This is a genomic window from Marinobacter sp. SS5-14b, assembly GCF_030541005.1.
Classification (GTDB): Bacteria; Pseudomonadota; Gammaproteobacteria; order Pseudomonadales; family Oleiphilaceae; genus Marinobacter.
Window position 1 is genome coordinate 36,997 of sequence record NZ_JASSVM010000005.1, and the last position, 15,913, is coordinate 52,909.

At 56.8% G+C, this 15,913-nt stretch carries 15 protein-coding genes; 4 read left to right on the forward strand and 11 right to left on the reverse strand.

Features of this window, described 5'->3' with window-relative positions:
- Window positions 1–3: 3 nt before the first annotated feature.
- A complete protein-coding gene (locus QPL95_RS12375; RefSeq protein ID WP_303291295.1) occupies window positions 4–2,184 on the reverse strand; it encodes a TonB-dependent siderophore receptor in 2,181 nt (726 codons plus the stop codon).
- 197 nt (window positions 2,185–2,381) lie between these two features.
- Between QPL95_RS12375 and QPL95_RS12380 the strand changes: the two genes are divergently transcribed.
- Window positions 2,382–3,503: a PQQ-dependent sugar dehydrogenase gene (locus tag QPL95_RS12380; RefSeq protein WP_303291296.1), complete on the forward strand. Its 1,122-nt coding sequence runs from the start codon at window positions 2,382–2,384 to the stop codon at window positions 3,501–3,503.
- A 4-nt stretch (window positions 3,504–3,507) separates the two neighbouring features.
- Here QPL95_RS12380 and QPL95_RS12385 read toward each other — a convergent pair whose 3' ends face one another.
- Complete coding sequence (locus tag QPL95_RS12385; protein WP_303291297.1) at window positions 3,508–3,921, reverse strand: GFA family protein; 414 nt, start codon at window positions 3,919–3,921, stop codon at window positions 3,508–3,510.
- A gap of 92 nt (window positions 3,922–4,013) precedes the next feature.
- A complete protein-coding gene (locus QPL95_RS12390) occupies window positions 4,014–4,784 on the reverse strand; it encodes a glutathione S-transferase N-terminal domain-containing protein (protein ID WP_303291298.1) in 771 nt (256 codons plus the stop codon).
- A gap of 276 nt (window positions 4,785–5,060) precedes the next feature.
- Here QPL95_RS12390 and dacB point away from each other — a divergent pair, with 276 nt between their 5' ends.
- Window positions 5,061–6,605 (forward strand): D-alanyl-D-alanine carboxypeptidase/D-alanyl-D-alanine-endopeptidase, encoded by a 1,545-nt coding sequence (gene dacB, locus QPL95_RS12395; RefSeq protein ID WP_303291528.1) that lies wholly within the window; start codon window positions 5,061–5,063, stop codon window positions 6,603–6,605.
- Between the two features lie 52 nt (window positions 6,606–6,657).
- Here the strand turns inward: dacB and QPL95_RS12400 are convergent, their stop codons facing one another.
- Together QPL95_RS12400 and QPL95_RS12405 are read right to left on the reverse strand one after the other, a co-directional pair.
- A complete protein-coding gene (locus QPL95_RS12400) occupies window positions 6,658–7,974 on the reverse strand; it encodes a DUF4397 domain-containing protein (RefSeq protein ID WP_303291299.1) in 1,317 nt (438 codons plus the stop codon).
- Between the two features lie 176 nt (window positions 7,975–8,150).
- The gene (locus tag QPL95_RS12405) at window positions 8,151–8,519 is read right to left on the reverse strand and encodes a DUF2798 domain-containing protein (protein WP_303291300.1); all 369 of its coding nucleotides are present in this window, start codon (window positions 8,517–8,519) and stop codon (window positions 8,151–8,153) included.
- 60 nt (window positions 8,520–8,579) lie between these two features.
- Between QPL95_RS12405 and QPL95_RS12410 the strand changes: the two genes are divergently transcribed.
- A complete protein-coding gene (locus QPL95_RS12410) occupies window positions 8,580–9,440 on the forward strand; it encodes a DUF6279 family lipoprotein (protein WP_303291301.1) in 861 nt (286 codons plus the stop codon).
- Between the two features lie 78 nt (window positions 9,441–9,518).
- On the opposite strand, the gene QPL95_RS12415 is transcribed toward QPL95_RS12410, so the two are convergent.
- From QPL95_RS12415 to QPL95_RS12435, 5 genes are all read right to left on the reverse strand, one after another.
- Window positions 9,519–10,289, reverse strand: coding sequence for an SDR family oxidoreductase (locus QPL95_RS12415; protein WP_303291302.1), 771 nt, complete (start codon window positions 10,287–10,289; stop codon window positions 9,519–9,521).
- A gap of 14 nt (window positions 10,290–10,303) precedes the next feature.
- Entirely contained in the window at window positions 10,304–10,993 is a 690-nt protein-coding gene (locus QPL95_RS12420; protein ID WP_303291303.1) for a histidine phosphatase family protein, read from the reverse strand.
- Window positions 10,993–12,057 (reverse strand): phosphotransferase family protein, encoded by a 1,065-nt coding sequence (locus QPL95_RS12425; RefSeq protein ID WP_303291304.1) that lies wholly within the window; start codon window positions 12,055–12,057, stop codon window positions 10,993–10,995. Before QPL95_RS12425 ends, QPL95_RS12420 begins: the two co-directional genes overlap by 1 nt.
- A gap of 37 nt (window positions 12,058–12,094) precedes the next feature.
- On the reverse strand, window positions 12,095–12,910 hold the full coding sequence (locus tag QPL95_RS12430; RefSeq protein ID WP_303291305.1) for an SDR family oxidoreductase: 816 nt from the start codon (window positions 12,908–12,910) through the stop codon (window positions 12,095–12,097).
- Between the two features lie 386 nt (window positions 12,911–13,296).
- Window positions 13,297–14,508, reverse strand: a complete 1,212-nt coding sequence (locus QPL95_RS12435; protein WP_303291306.1) for an acyl-CoA dehydrogenase family protein — start codon at window positions 14,506–14,508, stop codon at window positions 13,297–13,299.
- A 146-nt stretch (window positions 14,509–14,654) separates the two neighbouring features.
- On the opposite strand from QPL95_RS12435, the gene QPL95_RS12440 reads away from it, so the two are divergent.
- Entirely contained in the window at window positions 14,655–15,584 is a 930-nt protein-coding gene (locus QPL95_RS12440) for a LysR family transcriptional regulator (protein ID WP_303291307.1), read from the forward strand.
- On the opposite strand, the gene QPL95_RS12445 is transcribed toward QPL95_RS12440, so the two are convergent.
- On the reverse strand, window positions 15,550–15,906 hold the full coding sequence (locus QPL95_RS12445; RefSeq protein WP_303291308.1) for a hypothetical protein: 357 nt from the start codon (window positions 15,904–15,906) through the stop codon (window positions 15,550–15,552). The two genes, QPL95_RS12440 and QPL95_RS12445, sit on opposite strands and share 35 nt — an antisense overlap.
- Window positions 15,907–15,913: the final 7 nt, after the last annotated feature.

The window sequence follows — 15,913 nt, forward strand, 5'->3', positions numbered from 1 at the left end:
TGGTTAATACACCCAGGAAACGGTCAGGCTGGCATTGGCCGGCTCACCGTAGAAACCCTGGGCCGAGGCACCAAATTTCTTCAGACTCTCGATGTACTTCTCGTCGGTAAGGTTGTTTACGTTCAGGGTTGCATTCCAGTGTCGGGCGAAATCATAGCTTGCCATCAGATCCAGCACCGCATAGCTATCCTGCTCAGTAACGATGATCTCACCAGCATTCGGGCCAGTGGTAGCAACACCCTGTTCCTGGGTGATCTCAGACTGCCAGCGTACCTTGCCACCAAGCTTGAACCCTTCGACCCCAGGCACCTTCCAGGTAGCCCGCAACTGGGCTAGATGCTCCGGCACGAAGGACTTGGCCCCTTTACCATCCTTGTCCTCAATATCCACATAGGTGTAGCCTGCGAAAAGCTGGATTCGGTCGGTGAGATCACCCACTATTTCGGCCTCCACACCCCGGCTGGTCAACCCATCCACAGCGGTATAATAGGAATCGTTGGCGGTCCCCGGTAGAGTACCGGCTGCCTCAGCTACGTTCTTCTGCTCAGTCTGGAACAGGGCAATAGTGGTGTTCACGCGGTCGTTCTGAAACTCACTTTTCAGGCCCAGTTCATAGTTGACCCCGTCAATCGGATCCAGTCGATCGCGATTGATGTCCACCTCAGTCTGGGGAGTGAAAATCTCGGTATAACTGGCGTAGACCGAATGATCATCGTTGATGTCGTAGATCAGGCCCGCATACGGCGTTTCTACCGCATCGTAGCTGCTTTGCTTGGTTGCACCGTAGCTTTCGCCCTTGTTATCCAGCCAGGTCAGACGGAGCCCTGTAATGGCGGTGAGTTGATCGGTCAGCGACCAACGAGCGGCAGCATAGGTGGACGTTTCGCGGTCGGTCCAGTCAGAGCCGCCAACACCATTATCAAAAGCAGGCTTGGGGTAGTTCCCATCCCACTCATTCAGCGGTGGCAATGGATTCCCGATACCCCGGCCATAGCGGGACTCGTCTACCGTCTCCGAGCGAGACCAGGATGCCCCCAAAACCAACTCATGAGTACGATTAGCCAACTGGAACGGGCCGGTAGCGTATGCATCTACTACCCACTGCTCCACATCCAGGTCGTATTGGCTCGGATAGGCTTTAAGCCCCTCACCCGTTTGGCGATCAGGCGTACCATATTGGTAAAAGAGCTCGGACTCGCTTTCATTCTCCAGCCGGAACACCGTGCCTGTCGCTCTCCAGCCACCGGCGAGCTCCTGGCGCAATTCAACAAAGCTGTTGTGCTGGGTGTTGTCCCAGTAGGACCAGTCGGAAGCCGTGCTGGTTGAACGCGCAAAATCTGTCGCTGAGCCATCGGAGTAGAACAGAGGCAGCGCACCCCACAACGGGCTGTCCGTATCAGACGTCTGAATGGCGTGGCCAAGAGTCAGCAACGTGGTATCGGTCAGGTCTGCTTCCAGCACCCCGTAGAACATCTGCTTTTCGTTGTTATACCGGTCCAGGTAGGAGCCTTTGTCCTCATAACCGGCCACCACACGGCCGCGCACCGCACCGGATTCAGACACGGCACCGGAAACATCACCGACAATCCGTTTTTTGTCCCAGGAACCACCAGTCACCGCAACCGAGGCATTGGTGTCTGCGGTTGGGCGCTTGCGGATAAAGTTGACGGTGGCGGCCGGGCTGCCGGAACCTGCCATCAAACCGTTAGCGCCCCGAACCACCTCCACGCGATCAAAGAAGGCGGTGTCCAGCTCACCCTGAACGTTATCGTATACCGCCGGCATGCCAACGCCGTCGTACTGGAAGTTGTTGATGTCGAAACCACGGGAGGTGTAATAGGTGCGGTCCGTCTCGACCGACTCAACCGTCACACCGGTGGTACCTTCCAGAACGTCGTTAATGTCGTTCTGGGCAAAATCGTCCATTTGTTCACGGGTGACCACCGTCACCGCTTGCGGAGTTTCCCGGTGCGTCAGCTCCATTTTCATCGACGTAGTCGTGGCTCCGCTGGTGTAACTGCCCGTGGATTCAGACGCAACCTGCCCCCGCTGCGCCGAGACATCCAGCACGTCCAGTGTGGTGGGCTGGTTTGTCTGGGCAGTGGCCAAGGCAGGTGCCGTTACACACATCATCGCGGTGATCAGGGCTTTTCGTCGAAATGCAGGCTCAGGAATTCGGGACATCATTCGCTCCGGTACTTGATGGCTTTGTGAACTTCATTTTTTCAACACCGACACACCTTAATGCGAATGATTGTGATTTGAAACAGCAAAAGGCAAGGAACTCTGAATTTTATGGACACTGCTCGCGCAGCGTTTGAACACCCCTGCTATTCTGATCAATCGGGCAGCCCCGAGCCTGCCCGGGAAAAGGAGGATTTATGAACAGCACAATACGGCTGGCTGCGACTCTCGGCTTGATGGCGGTCGCACTGGCAGGCAATGCCAACGAGCGCTTTGTTTCCGAGCACCACTCGTTTGCTCTTACAACCGTCGCCCAGGGCCTGGAACATCCCTGGAGCCTCGCCTTCCTTCCGGACGGTTCGCAGCTGGTCACAGAACGGGGCGGCAGGCTGCGCGTAATCCGTGATGGTCAACTGGTGAAGGCGCCGGTAGCCGGGGTGCCCGAACTGGTAGTGTCTGGCCAAGGCGGCTTGCTGGACGTATTGCTGCACCCGGACTTCAAAACCAACAAAACCCTGTTTCTCAGCTACGCCCACCGCAACCGCGACGGCATGACCACCCGGGTAGCCAGGGCGGTTTACGATGACGGAGAACTGACCGGCGTTGAGGTAATTTTCGAGGCCCTGCCCCGCGGCAATACCACCCGACACTTTGCCGGCCGGATGGTCTTTGGCAGCGACGGCCACCTGTACATTTCCGTGGGCGACCGCGGCGAGATGGACCGGGCCCAGGACACCGGTGACGACGCGGGGGGCGTGCACCGGATAACCGTGAGTGGTGAGGCGGTTTCAGACAATCCTTTTGTCGGCCGCCCAGGCTTCAACCAAACCTTCTTCACCTACGGCAACCGGAATATTCAGGGTATGACCCTGCACCCGGAAACCAGAGAAGTCTGGAGTCACGAGCACGGTCCCCGGGGTGGTGATGAGATCAACATTATCCGGGCCGGCAACGACTATGGCTGGCCCAAGGTCACTTACGGCATCGATTACTCAGGCTTGCCGATTTCCGGTAAAACCACCATGGCTGGCGTGACCAATCCACTGCATTACTGGGATCCGTCTATCGCACCTTCTGGCATGGCGTTTTACACAGGAAACCTGTTTCCGGAATGGCAGGGCGATCTGTTTGTCGGTGCGCTCAAGATGCGAAAGCTGGTAAGGCTGACGTTTGACGGTGAAAACGTTACTGAGGAAGAGGACCTGCTGACCGATCTGGGCGAGCGTATCCGGGATGTGCGCATGGGGCCCGACGGCGCCCTCTGGCTACTGACCGATTCACCAAAGGGCAAGGTCTACCGCATGGTTCCGGCGAAGTGAGTACTCAGTGCGGGTCGTTGGTTCTTTCGGTTTTCTCGAACTGGGGGAGTTCGTCGGTGATATCAAACCAGTCGGCTTTGGAGCCGACATAAATATGCCGTTCCGGTTTTGTGCCCAGGGGTTCATTAATCACTCCGATCCTCAGGCGCAGAATACCGGAGATGGCATCCAACCGACTGTAGAGTTGGCTCCCGCAACGGCCGCAGAAAGCACGATACTTACCGGGGCGGGACTCAAACTCGGTTACCTTTTCTTCGCCGGATAGATAACGAAAACGTATTTTCTGAACCGGCGCACTGGCCGAAAAGGCGCTGCCATGAGCCCGGCGGCACTGACTGCAGTGGCACAGTGAAATCGGCCCCAGAGCGCCGTCGTATTCAAACTTGATATCGCCACACAAACATTGGCCAGTGTACATCGCACGCTCCCGAAACAGGCTGACGGATTAATGGCGCCGATCATACCGGCTCGGAGCGGGAATGCCACCCCGAGCCGGCAAAGACCACCGGCTTACATAGCGTACTCTTTGGTTAGATAGGCCAGAATCCGGGCAGACTCAAACAGCTTCACACCGGTGTTGGGGTCTTCCAGGTAAGGCACCTGAACCCGCCCGTGCTCCTGAAAGAAGGCATCGCGCTTACCACCTTGCTTTGGCTGGTATGGGCCCGGCTTGATCCGCTGAACCGCGGGCCCGATTTCCGTCCAGTGCTCCTTACCCAGGTTGTGCAAGGTATGGGGCAATTCGTATTCACACAGCCTCTCACGCACCAGACGCGAAAATGGACTGCCTTCAAAACTCCATAAATGCAACGCCTGCGCCGGGCGTTTTGCCGGCTGGGCGCGCATACCGCGCAACTCGCTGGCACCAGAGCCTGCGGCGCCAAGCGCCGTCTTCCAGGATGTGCCTTGATAATAGCCAGGCACAGAGCGATTGGCGTACTGACGGAAAAGGTACTCGACAATCGCATCCGACTCATAGATCAGCCGACCGGTATTCTCATCACTCAGTAGCGGGAACTGTTTTTTGCCCCCCTGGGTCTCAGCCTGCTCCCGGAACAAACGACCGCCTTTCGGACACGGACGAATTTCCACGTCCAGATGCAAAGCGGTCAACGCTTCACGAACCTTGCGGCAATATGGACAGGCTTCGATATCGTAAAGAATGATCGGTTTTTCAGGTTGAACGACGGGTTTGACCACGAGGCACCCCCGCCAGGCTGAAAAGGATGATGTCGCCACCGATTCAAGCACATTGACCTGGTGTTTCAGGGTTCGGAACATGATTCATTCCCTCTGTTAATGAGTGTGGCCGGCATTGTCCCACACTTATCGGATTCGCTATTGGCTCTGGGGCCGAGCCAACAAAGTCACGGTAACTCCATGATTCTGAAAGGCACTCACTGGATGTCACAAAAACTCAACAGAAACAATGCACCTAACGTCACTTTTTAACGTCATGTATCACTTTTCTGCATAGTACAAACTCAAAGGATGAGCTATTGTAGTGATAGATACCAATAACAGGTTCAGGGCATGAAGCTGCAGGGTTTACGGGCTATGATTCGTCTGCAACGGTTACTTACCGCAAAAAAACAACGGGTTGTGGCTTTGGCCATGATCGGTTCACTGGCCGTACACCCTGCGCTTGCCGAAGACAGCGTGGCCACAGAGAGCGCCTTTTCGAAATCCAGACTGTGGGCATCCGAAATTCGGGATTACGCGGCAAAGTCTTTGAACAAGGATGATGCTCTGAGCGTAGCCGCGATCCCCTTGAACGGACCGGGCATCGAGCAGTATGTAAACGCTGACCAACTGATGAGCCCGGGCTCCATAATGAAGCTGGTCACCACCTATGCAGCGCTGGAGTTACTGGGCCCCACACATCACTGGAACACCGACTTCCTGACTGATGGTCAGATGATTGGCGACACGCTCAAAGGCAATCTTTACGTGCAGTTTGGCGGCGATCCCAAGTTGACCCATGAACGACTCTGGAGCACCTTGCGCGAACTTCGGGACATGGGCATCAATCGCATTGAAGGTGACCTGGTTCTGGATGGCAGTTATTTCCGTGTGGACGGCGGGTTCCCGGTATTCGAAGACAATGGCAGCAACCCTTATGCACCGTTTTTGGTGGAGCCCTCAGGTTACCTCACCAACCTTAACTTGCTCCATTTCCAGGTCCGGGCCGATGAACGCGGCACTCAGGCCTGGACGACGCCCAATCTGAGCGAAATATCCATTGATAACCGGGTGACCGCCGTTCCCGAAGGCCCCTGCCCTTCCCGCCGGCAGTTCACCTGGCAGCCAGTGTTTCACGACGACCAACGGGTCACGGTACGCGTCAGCGGCGAATTACCTCAAGGCTGCCGTACCACCAGTTACTTATCACTACTGCCACAGGATCGCTACTCTGCATCAACCGTACGCTCTGTGCTCTCGGAGCTTGGCATCATCGTCAGCGGCGGCGACCGGTTCGCCAAGGCACCCGAAACGGCCCGCCTTGTGATGCGCACAACCTCGCCTGACCTGGTGACCATGGTGCGGGACATCAATAAGTGGAGCAGCAATGTGATGGCCAGGCAGATGCTGCTGACCATCGGCGCAGAATTACGCAATGAAGAAGAGCAGGACGACCGTGTTGCCGGTATTCGAGCCATCTACGAATGGCTCGAAGGTAAAGGCATTAACACGGCCGGCATGGTGATCGATAACGGCGCAGGGCTTACCCGCCATGGGCGGATTACCGCGCGCCAGGGCGCTCAGATTCTGCTGCACGCATGGAACAGTCGCTATGCATCGGACTTAATGGCCTCCATGCCCATCATTGCCATGGACGGAACCATGGCCCGGCGGTTGAGGAATACCGGCATGGAAGGGGAAGGCCGGATTAAAACCGGCTATCTGGAAGACGTGCGCTCGATTGCGGGCTTCGCCCGGGATGACAACAACACCACCTGGGCAGTGATCGGAATGGTCAATAACGACCCCGCCTGGAACGGCGGGGCGGTGCTGGACCGGGTGCTGCATTCCCTGCACTTTCAGCCGCCAGTGGGTACATCGCTGTCACAGTCCGGACCCGCAACCTCGTCCGTACAATAAAAAACAGCCCAGGCCGAAGCCGGAGCTGTCTTAGACCTCAGTTCACAACCCTTTACCGGCGATCATCAAGCACTATTGCGTCGAGACCACTGGCATCTCCAATCGCGATACCGGTAAAGATGTCTCCGGCACCAATCGCCAGGCCCGCGGTATTGGGCACCGCCGGTGCAGTTGTGCCGTCAGCCGCAATCACCGCATCGTAAGTGGCAGCAGGCAGGCTCACGTAGCCGGTATCCTGCCCGAACACCACATCGGCGAAAGCAGGATCACCGCTGACCGCAGCACCCGACGCTACTACATAGATATCAACGGGATCTGCAGCACTTGCTGACGAGGCATGCACCAGGCGCACCTTACCTTCGGTATCAGAATTAAACTCACGTTCATCCACCAGCACGATCAAGCGCGTTTCAGGCAGCTTATTAACATCCCCTGCCGCAATCACGGTGTAGGACTCGCCTCGCTCAAGATCGAGGGTGCCGGACAGCGAAGCAACAGCATTGCCTATACCTTGATCAGCCGGAGCGACCGCCACATCCAGAGCGCCCGATTTCACTTTCACGTAGCCGGTATCTGTTTGATAGGCAAAGTCCTCAAGCAGCAAGGCTCCACCGGCATAGACATCAACAGTAACTGCGTCTACCGCGTGGACAATCCGGACTTCCGCACTGTCATCCAGCACCGTCGTTATCGGTGTATCGGAATCCGCCCACACCAGAAGTGATACTGGAGACGCGCCTTTGGTGCTGTTCACAGCAACCGCAGTCACATCCGCAGCAACCGGCAGAGTACCGGAATCATAGACGACGTCACCCCCAGCACCCGGGGTCACCCTTACGCGGTAGTCGCCACCGACTACAGATTCCAGCGTGGCATCTGCACCAAAGGGCACATTGTCCAGTGTCGGCGTGGTCGGAAGCGTGTCGCTGGGCGCGGTCACGCTGACATCCACCTCACCAGCCGCCGGGGAAGCGTGTACAACGGTGACGTCGATGGTTCCGTTCGAACGGCGCGCTGTTTCATCAAGTGGTTTCAGGGCCAGAGAGGCCGCCGGCCCCTGGGCAATAATCGAGTAGGAGCTTCCGGCATCCAGAGCAAAAACTTCGCTCAGTATTTCCGTTCCTCCCACCAGAATACTAACTTCTCGCTGACCTGCCGCAAGCGAGAGGTAACCGGTACCCTGCTGGAACGCCACTCCGGTCAGAATCACGTCTCCATCAACCGCAATATCAACCGCCGGGGCATCGGGCGATGCATGCAGAATTCGCACGCTGGCGTTCACCTCAGCCGCATCGTTATCGCCGTCGAAGCAGCCAGCCAACATCACTGAGCCAGCTAACAAAACCGGTAAAGCTACGAACGTTTTCATTATTTCTTATCCTCGCATCATTAGTAAGGTTGCTTAGCGTTAACTGGTTCAAACCTGCATTAGTTCAGTCCATGAATAATGCGTCGAAGCAACTTACGGAGAGGATCAGAAGATGGATTTACAGAATTTTACAGTTAAGCGTACAAATGTGAGCCGAACGCCCAAATTCAACCACATCAGTCGGAGCTGTCATGGCCTGAAAACCGCTCAATCGTGGCGTCTGCCATTTTGCCTGCGAACGGAGCAATAAATATCACAAGCGGGAAAGCCACCGCCCATGCAACAGCAAACGCCCCGCCCCAACGGGTAAAAAAACCGGCGGTCAGGCCGGTATTAATCAACGTAATGATGCCGGACATCATCAGCGACATAATGCCGGACATATACAACGAGAAGACAAAACGACGAGCACGGGCAATAGTGAATTTTGACATCCGGGTTCCCTGAGCGAGACTGAAAGGAGCTGAATCTGAATTGCCAGCCACTGCGTAGTATGTATAGAAGGACTGCGTGCTGGTACTAACCTGAACCAGTTTAGTAAGCATGCAAGGTTTTTCCATACGGCTTTTTACCGAGAGGCATCACTGTTCCAGGGAGACTAACCAGTGAACCAGCGATTGTTTCGGCACACACTTGTGATCATTTCAGCTCTGATCATGCTGTTTCTGGCCGGCTGCAGCTCCACCACACTGGCCTACCGCTATGCCGATTGGGGTATTGTCTGGTGGGTAGAAGATTATGTGACGCTGACCAGCGATCAGGAAGATACCCTCAACCGCGACCTCAACGCCCTCCGTGAGTGGCACTGCGCAGCAGAGCTTCCCCGCTACAGCGCATGGCTGGACGAACTGGAAGCAGATATCGCCGACGGCACCCCGGATGTCGAGACCATTCACTACCATCAGCAGCAGTTAATGGCGTTTGTACCAACGTTGCTTGAAGAAGCCGCGCCGGTTGCTGTCAACCTTCTGAAGACACTGAGCGATGAGCAGGTTGCAGAACTTGCCCGGAACATGGAGCAAGGCCAGCAAGAACTCGAGCAGGACATGCTCGCTGGCACTCCCGAAGCAACGGCAAGGGCCAGAGCGGAACGCACAGCAGAGCGAGTGGAGCGTTGGCTGGGCAGCCTGAACGACAAGCAGCTTACACGCGTTCAACAATGGTCCGCCGATCGCGGCCGCCAGACCGAGGTCTGGCTAGAAAGCCGTGAGAACTGGCAACAGGCGTTTCTCGCGGCCCTGGACCGTCGGAACGACCCGGCCTTTCCATACCTCCTTGAAGAACTGATTGTGAATCCGGAGCGAGCCCGCGGGCCGGAGTATCAGGCCATGATGAAGGAGAGCCAAAACGCTATGGCGGACCTGATGCACGACCTTCTGCAAACCGGAGATCAACAGCACACGCAACACCTGCAAGCCAAAGCCAGTGACCTGAATGGAGATTTTACGGTTCTGACCTGCTCTTGATTCCGTCCCTAAAAAAAAACAGACAAAAAGGGCCGAGAGACACATCGTCACTCCGGCCCTTTTTTGCGTATGCGATGGCTAGATGGTCAGGTAACCGCCATCGGCGTTAATGCAGGCTCCGGTGGTGTAGCTGGAGGCGTTAGACACCAGATAAAGTACGGTACCAGCCATCTCGTCCGGATCTGCCACCCGCTTCATCGGAATGTGGGCCATAGCCTGCTTTTTGATGGCCTCGTTGGTGGTCAGGGCGCTGGCAAACTTGGTGTCGGTCAGGCCCGGCAACAAGGCATTCACCCGCACGTTCTGTTGGCCAAGCTCCATGGCAAAGGATTTGGTCATGGAAATCACCGCCGCCTTGGTCACTGAGTAGATGCCCTGGAAGTGGCCGGGGTTGACGCCGTTAACTGACGCCACGTTGACGATGGAGCCGCCACCGTTTTTCTTCATCAACTGGGCACCACGGGCACACATGAAGAAGTAACCGCGAATATTCACATCAACCGTTTTGTTGAAGGCACCCAGATCGGTGTCTTCCACCGGGCCAAAATACGGGTTAGCGGCGGCGTTGTTAACCAGGATGTCGAGTTTGCCATGAGTCTTGGCAATATGCTCCCAGGCGGCTTCGATCTGATCCATCTCGCCAATGTGACAGGCAAAGGCCTCGGCGCTGCCGCCATCTGCCCGGATGCTGCTGGCCACGGCTTCGCAACCATCGATCTTGCGACTACTGACAATTACATGCGCGCCATGGTCCGCCAGAGTGCGTGCGATGCTTTCGCCGATACCGCGGCTGGCACCGGTTACCAGGGCGACTTTGCCGGTCAGATCAAACAGATTTTTGTTGCTCATGGAGTTCCCTCAGCTTATCGGAATGTCACCAGGGCGGGGTCTTCCGCCTCAAGGTGGCTATAGTTATTGAACACGGCCAGGCTGCGCCGGGGGCCGGAATAAAGAATGCGAGACACGCTGGTGTTGGCAATAACGCTGTTCATCTCCAGCGCCTTACGATCAGACAGTTCCAGCAACTGCTGGGCGATCACCGCGACGGGGCCGCCGGAGGTAGAGACGATGATGTCCGCGCCGTCGGCCATACCGACCAACTGATTCAGGGCGGCATTCACCCGGGCACGGAAGTCCTGCCAGGACTCCGCATAGTCGTGGTCGTGCTCACCACTGACCCAGCGGGCCACGGCTTGCTCGAACGCTTGCTGAAACGCTTTCGCCGGTTTCGGGAAACTCCCCAGATCCCGGGCCATCACCTGCTTGTCTGCCCACTCAGGGCGAAACCGCTCGACTACCTGCACGTGATCAAACTCGTTCAGGCCCTCCAGCACCTGCATATCCGGCAGGGTTGAGCCATAACCGGTGGTGATGGCCTCAACGGTTTCCCTGTGGCGCTGCAGGTTGCCGCCAAAAATCGCACCCGGCGTTACCTTGTCGCTCAGCCAGCGGCCCAGAATCTTGCCCTGCTCCCAGCCTCTTGGCGAAAGCTGGTCGTAGTTTTCTTTGCCAAAACTGGCCTGGCCGTGGCGCACCAGATAAATGGTAGCCATTACAGGGCGCTCTCGCTGATCAGCCGTTGGCAACGTTTTTCAAGGTAGTTGGCAGCATGGCCAAAAGCGGCAAAGCGCTTGTCTTTGGTCTGACCATGATAAAAACGGTAGTAGATCTGCTGAACAATGACCGCCAGCCGGAACAGGCCGTAGATCTCATAGAAATCAAAATTATCCGCGCGGAAGCCGGATTTCTCCATGTAATAAGCCACCACTTCCTTGCGGGTCAGCATGCCTGGACGGTGAGTGGGCTGGCGCCGCAGCATCTGGAACGGGCCTTCGTCGTCCGCCTCAATCCAGTACGCCAGGCTGTTGCCCAGGTCCATCAGCGGGTCACCGATGGTGGCCATTTCCCAGTCCAGCACGCCGATCACTTCAAATGGGTTATCAGGATTGAGCACCACGTTGTCAAAACGGAAGTCGTTGTGGATGACCACCTGGGCGATGTCGTCTGGCATCTTGTCATTCAACCAGGCCATCACTTCCTCAAAATCGCCCACATCGTCGGTGCGGGCTTTGCGAAAACGATCGCTCCAGCCGCCAATCTGGCGCTGCACATAACCCGCACCCTTGCCCAGTTTATCCAGGCCAGCGGCCTTGGCATCAACGGTGTGCAAATCGACCAGTTTGTCGATCACGTTCAGGCACAGTTTGCGGGTGTCTGCTTCGCTGAGCTCAAAATCTTTTGGGAAATCCTGACGCAGAATGATGCCCTTGAGCCGTTCCATCACATAGAAATCACAACCCAGCACGCTGTGATCTTCGCAAATTGCGATGATGTTTGGCACATAGGGATAGACCGGTTTGAGCGCCTCCATCACCCGCGCTTCGCGCAGCATGTCGTGGGCGGACTTGGCAATCTTGCCCAGCGGCGGCCGACGCAACACGTAGGACTGGTCGCCATAATCCACCTGATAGGTCAGGTTGGACGCTCCACCGGGGTACTGTTTGATGGTCGGCTGGCCGGCGAGGCCGGGAATGGCCTGTTTCATGAACTGATCAACAACGTTGATGTCCAGTTCCTCGCCTTCCCGAATATCTACGGCCTGGTCGATCTGTGTCATTCAATCTCTCCTGTGATTCTATGAGCTGGCCTGATACTCAGGCCTTGCCGCCCATCTTACCCATCCAGCGCTTGGTTTCCTGGTGCATCAACCAGTCAAACGCCCAGGGCGCATGGCGCTTGAGGATCCACATACGGCGCTCTTTGGCGTGGGGCAGCACCCAGAAATCTTTGTCCTTTACGCTCCGGAATACGTCCTCGGCCACGTCTTCGGCGGTAATGCTTGAGCGCTTCATCAGTTTGTTGACGTTCTGTTGGATACCGGGAATGTCTGAGCGCATGGTGCTGGTCAGGTTGGTCTGGAAAAACGCGGGGCAAACGCAGCTGACGTGGATGCCGGAATCCCGCAGCTCCTGGCTGAGGGTTTCGGAGAGGGCAATCACGCCGGCCTTGGAGACGTTGTAGCTGTCCATCAGGGGCGCCAGCATGAGGCCGGCCATGGAGGCGACGTTAACGAAGGCGCCGGAGCCTTGCTGCTTGAACTGCGGCGTAAACGCCTTGCAGCCACGGACCACACCCAGAACGTTGATATCAAGAATCCACTCCCAGTCACCAATGGTGGTGTCCTCAATGGATCCAGCGGAGGCAACGCCGGCGTTGTTGACCACAACGTCTACCCCACCCCACTTCTTGACCAGGTCGTCCCGGACTTTCTCGAAGTCACTCAGTCGACGAACATCGCACTCAACGAAGTAGCCTTCACCGCCAGCCTTGTTCAATTCCGCCTCAACGGCCACGCCCTGCTCCGGGTTAATGTCCCCAATGCAGACTTTCGCGCCTTCTTTGGCGTACCGCAATGCAATAGCCCGGCCCAGACCACTGGCCCCGCCGGTTATAAATACTCGCTGTGTCATCGGTGTTTCTCTCCGTTATGTTTGGGAGTTCACGTTCTTTTTCATTAGAGTAAGAGCTGCTGTCGGGTAGCACTCTCCAAAACACGCTGTGAATACATCCGTGTACGCTCTGCTCCGCCATCCATGGCTCCGCAAGGTTTTGGAGAGTGCTACCCGACATCAGCTCCCGATCACCTCAGTACGCTGTTCAGAATTTCTTTGCTCGCAATCCATCACCAATGTTCAGAACGGTGCCGGCGGGGTGGGGCTTCTGAAACCCTGCGGAGCCATGGATGGCGGAGCGGAGCCTACAGGGACGTATTCACGGCGTGTTTCAGAAGCCCCACCCCGCCGGCACCCCACGCCCAATCAAGAGGCCAGGCGAACCAAAGCACCCAAGCCCATAATCAGGACTTATACTTCCGAAGTTCCAGTCGAGCCACCATAGCCCGATGCACTTCGTCCGGGCCATCGGCCAGCCTTAATACCCGAGCGTAACCGAACAATGCCGTCAGCGGGAAATCGTCATCGCTGACCCCGGCGCCGCCGTGGATCTGAATCGCATCATCGACAATCTGCTGCAGCATCGCAGGCACCACGGCCTTGATCATGGAAACTTCCTGCAACGCACCCATGATGCCCTTGGTATCAAGCGCCCAGGCACATTTCAGAGTCAGCAACCGCGCCTGCTCGATGTTCATACGGGCATTAGCGATGATGTCCGGGTTGCCACCCAGCTTGGCGATCGGGCGGCCGAAGGCTTCGCGGGTCATGGCGCGTTTAATCATGATCTCCAGAGTGCGTTCGGCAGCACCGATGGCGCGCATGCAGTGGTGTACACGGCCCGGGCCAAGGCGGCCCTGGGCGATTTCGAAGCCGCGGCCGGGGCCGGCGATAATGGCGCTCTTGGGCAGGCGCACGTTTTCGAACAGTACCTGGCCGTGGCCGTAGGGCTCATCGTAGGCGCCGAATACCGGCATCATGCGTTCGATGGTGATGCCCGGGGTGTCCAGGGGCACCAGCACCATGGAATGGCGGCGGTGTTTCTGCGCGTCTGGATCAGTAACGCCCATAAAGATGGCGACTTTGCAGTCTGGATGGCCGATGCCGGTGCTCCACCATTTACGGCCATTGAGGACCACGTCATCGCCTTCAACGGTGGCAGTGGCTTCCATGTTGGTGGCGTCGGAGGAAGCTACGGCCGGTTCGGTCATGCAGAAGGCAGAGCGTACTTCGCCACTCATGATTTTCGGCAGCCACTGGGCTTTCTGTTCTTCGGAACCATAGTGGATCAGCACTTCCATGTTGCCGGTGTCTGGCGCGTTGCAGTTGAAGATTTCCGGGGCGATGAAGCTGCGGCCGGTTTCTTCGGCAATCAGGGCGTAGTCAGAGTTAAGCAGGCCACAGCCGTACTTGTCATCCGGGAAGAACATATTCCACAGGCCTTGGGCCTTCGCCTTTTCTTTCAGCTCTTTGATGATCGGCAGCACTACCCAGCGGTTTTCCAAAGAGGCCAGCTCTTTGTGATACTGCTCTTCGATGGGGAAGATCTCGTCACGCATGAACTGCTTCACGCGCTTGAGGTAGTCCTGGCCTTTCTCGGAAATGTTGAAATCCATGGTGCAGCTCCTCGCGCTTGCCTGCCCCGTTCGGGGCGCACTTTTGATCAGATGCCAAACAGTCTAGGAGTCATTGCGCTATTACGCGACTGAATTGTTCTTATCGTTTATCATTACCTCCACTTATTGGGATAACGGACGTTCATATGGCCCTGAATCGCCTGGATCTGAACCTGCTGCATGTGTTCGACACCATATATCGGGAGGGTAGCCTGACCCGCGCCGCCAAGGCATTGCACCTGACCCAGCCGGCCGTGAGCCATTCCCTGGCTCGGCTGCGGGATCATTTTGATGACCCGCTTTTTACCCGACAGGGCAATCAGATGGTGCCTACGCCTCTGGCCCGGCGATTTCTGGAGTCCATGCGCCCCGGACTGACCCAGGTGCAGAGTGCGGTGAATCAGTTCCATGCCTTTGACCCGGCCAGTCAGCGCAAAACCTATGCACTGGGCTTACGGGATGTTCTGGAATCCACCTTTTTACCCCAGCTGATGAACAAGCTGGCGCCTTACCCAGACATGGAAATTGTCAGCCAGCGAGTTGCAAGGAGAGAGATGGAAACCCAGTTAGCCGCAGGCAAACTGGATTTTGCGATTGATGTGCTGCTGCCGGTGAGTAACCAAACCAGCCATGAACTGCTTCAGCAGGACAGAATGGTTGTACTGGCACGCAATGATCACCCACTGATACGCGAAGGGCTGGATATGCCCGCCTACCTGGAAGCAAAGCACGTTCTGGTTTCGTCTCGTACCGAGGGGCCGGGTATTGAGGATTTTGCGCTGTCGCGCCACGGTGTGCAGCGCAATATCCGGCTACGCTGCCAACATTACTACGCCGCCTGCCGGGTGGTGGAAAGCTCCGACCTGCTGCTCACCATGCCGGAAACCTATGCCCGGATCATTGCCGAACGCGCCGATATTGACGTGTTGAGCACGCCTGCCGAGATGCCGTCAATTGACGTGCACCTATACTGGCACAAAGCGTATGAAAGAGAGCCAGCGCTCGTGTGGTTTCGGGACTTGCTGCGCAGCCTGCCCGGGGTCAGTAGGCGCCAACCAACATCAGAAAGCCCATAAATCCGGCAGCTATAGCGCCCAGGGACAGCGCCACGATTCCGAAACCCCACCAAACAGCTGCGCCATCGGAAATGTTCACATCATGGCCCCTCAGGGTTCGATAGAACGCCCAGGGGCCAAGCACAAAGGCGCCAACCACTGCAAACACAAGGCCAACCGCGATGCCGGCAAACGTCCAGGTCGCCAGAACCGTCGCCCGGCCTGAAACCTGATCTTCCACGCCGTGATGCTCAAGGAACTTTTTGCAGAGGAACCACAGCAAGCCAAACAGGGCAACCACAAACACGAGCGCGCCAATAAGCGTGACAATCCGGTAGAGCACTTGGACA

Coding starts and splice junctions, on each gene's coding strand:
- QPL95_RS12375 (WP_303291295.1), bottom strand. CDS start 2,184: ATGTCCCGAATTCCTGAGCCTGCATTTCGACGAAAAGCCCTGATCACC.
- QPL95_RS12380 (WP_303291296.1), top strand. CDS start 2,382: ATGAACAGCACAATACGGCTGGCTGCGACTCTCGGCTTGATGGCGGTC.
- QPL95_RS12385 (WP_303291297.1), bottom strand. CDS start 3,921: ATGTACACTGGCCAATGTTTGTGTGGCGATATCAAGTTTGAATACGAC.
- QPL95_RS12390 (WP_303291298.1), bottom strand. CDS start 4,784: ATGTTCCGAACCCTGAAACACCAGGTCAATGTGCTTGAATCGGTGGCG.
- dacB (WP_303291528.1), top strand. CDS start 5,061: ATGATTCGTCTGCAACGGTTACTTACCGCAAAAAAACAACGGGTTGTG.
- QPL95_RS12400 (WP_303291299.1), bottom strand. CDS start 7,974: ATGAAAACGTTCGTAGCTTTACCGGTTTTGTTAGCTGGCTCAGTGATG.
- QPL95_RS12405 (WP_303291300.1), bottom strand. CDS start 8,519: ATGCTTACTAAACTGGTTCAGGTTAGTACCAGCACGCAGTCCTTCTAT.
- QPL95_RS12415 (WP_303291302.1), bottom strand. CDS start 10,289: ATGAGCAACAAAAATCTGTTTGATCTGACCGGCAAAGTCGCCCTGGTA.
- QPL95_RS12420 (WP_303291303.1), bottom strand. CDS start 10,993: ATGGCTACCATTTATCTGGTGCGCCACGGCCAGGCCAGTTTTGGCAAA.
- QPL95_RS12425 (WP_303291304.1), bottom strand. CDS start 12,057: ATGACACAGATCGACCAGGCCGTAGATATTCGGGAAGGCGAGGAACTG.
- QPL95_RS12430 (WP_303291305.1), bottom strand. CDS start 12,910: ATGACACAGCGAGTATTTATAACCGGCGGGGCCAGTGGTCTGGGCCGG.
- QPL95_RS12435 (WP_303291306.1), bottom strand. CDS start 14,508: ATGGATTTCAACATTTCCGAGAAAGGCCAGGACTACCTCAAGCGCGTG.
- QPL95_RS12440 (WP_303291307.1), top strand. CDS start 14,655: ATGGCCCTGAATCGCCTGGATCTGAACCTGCTGCATGTGTTCGACACC.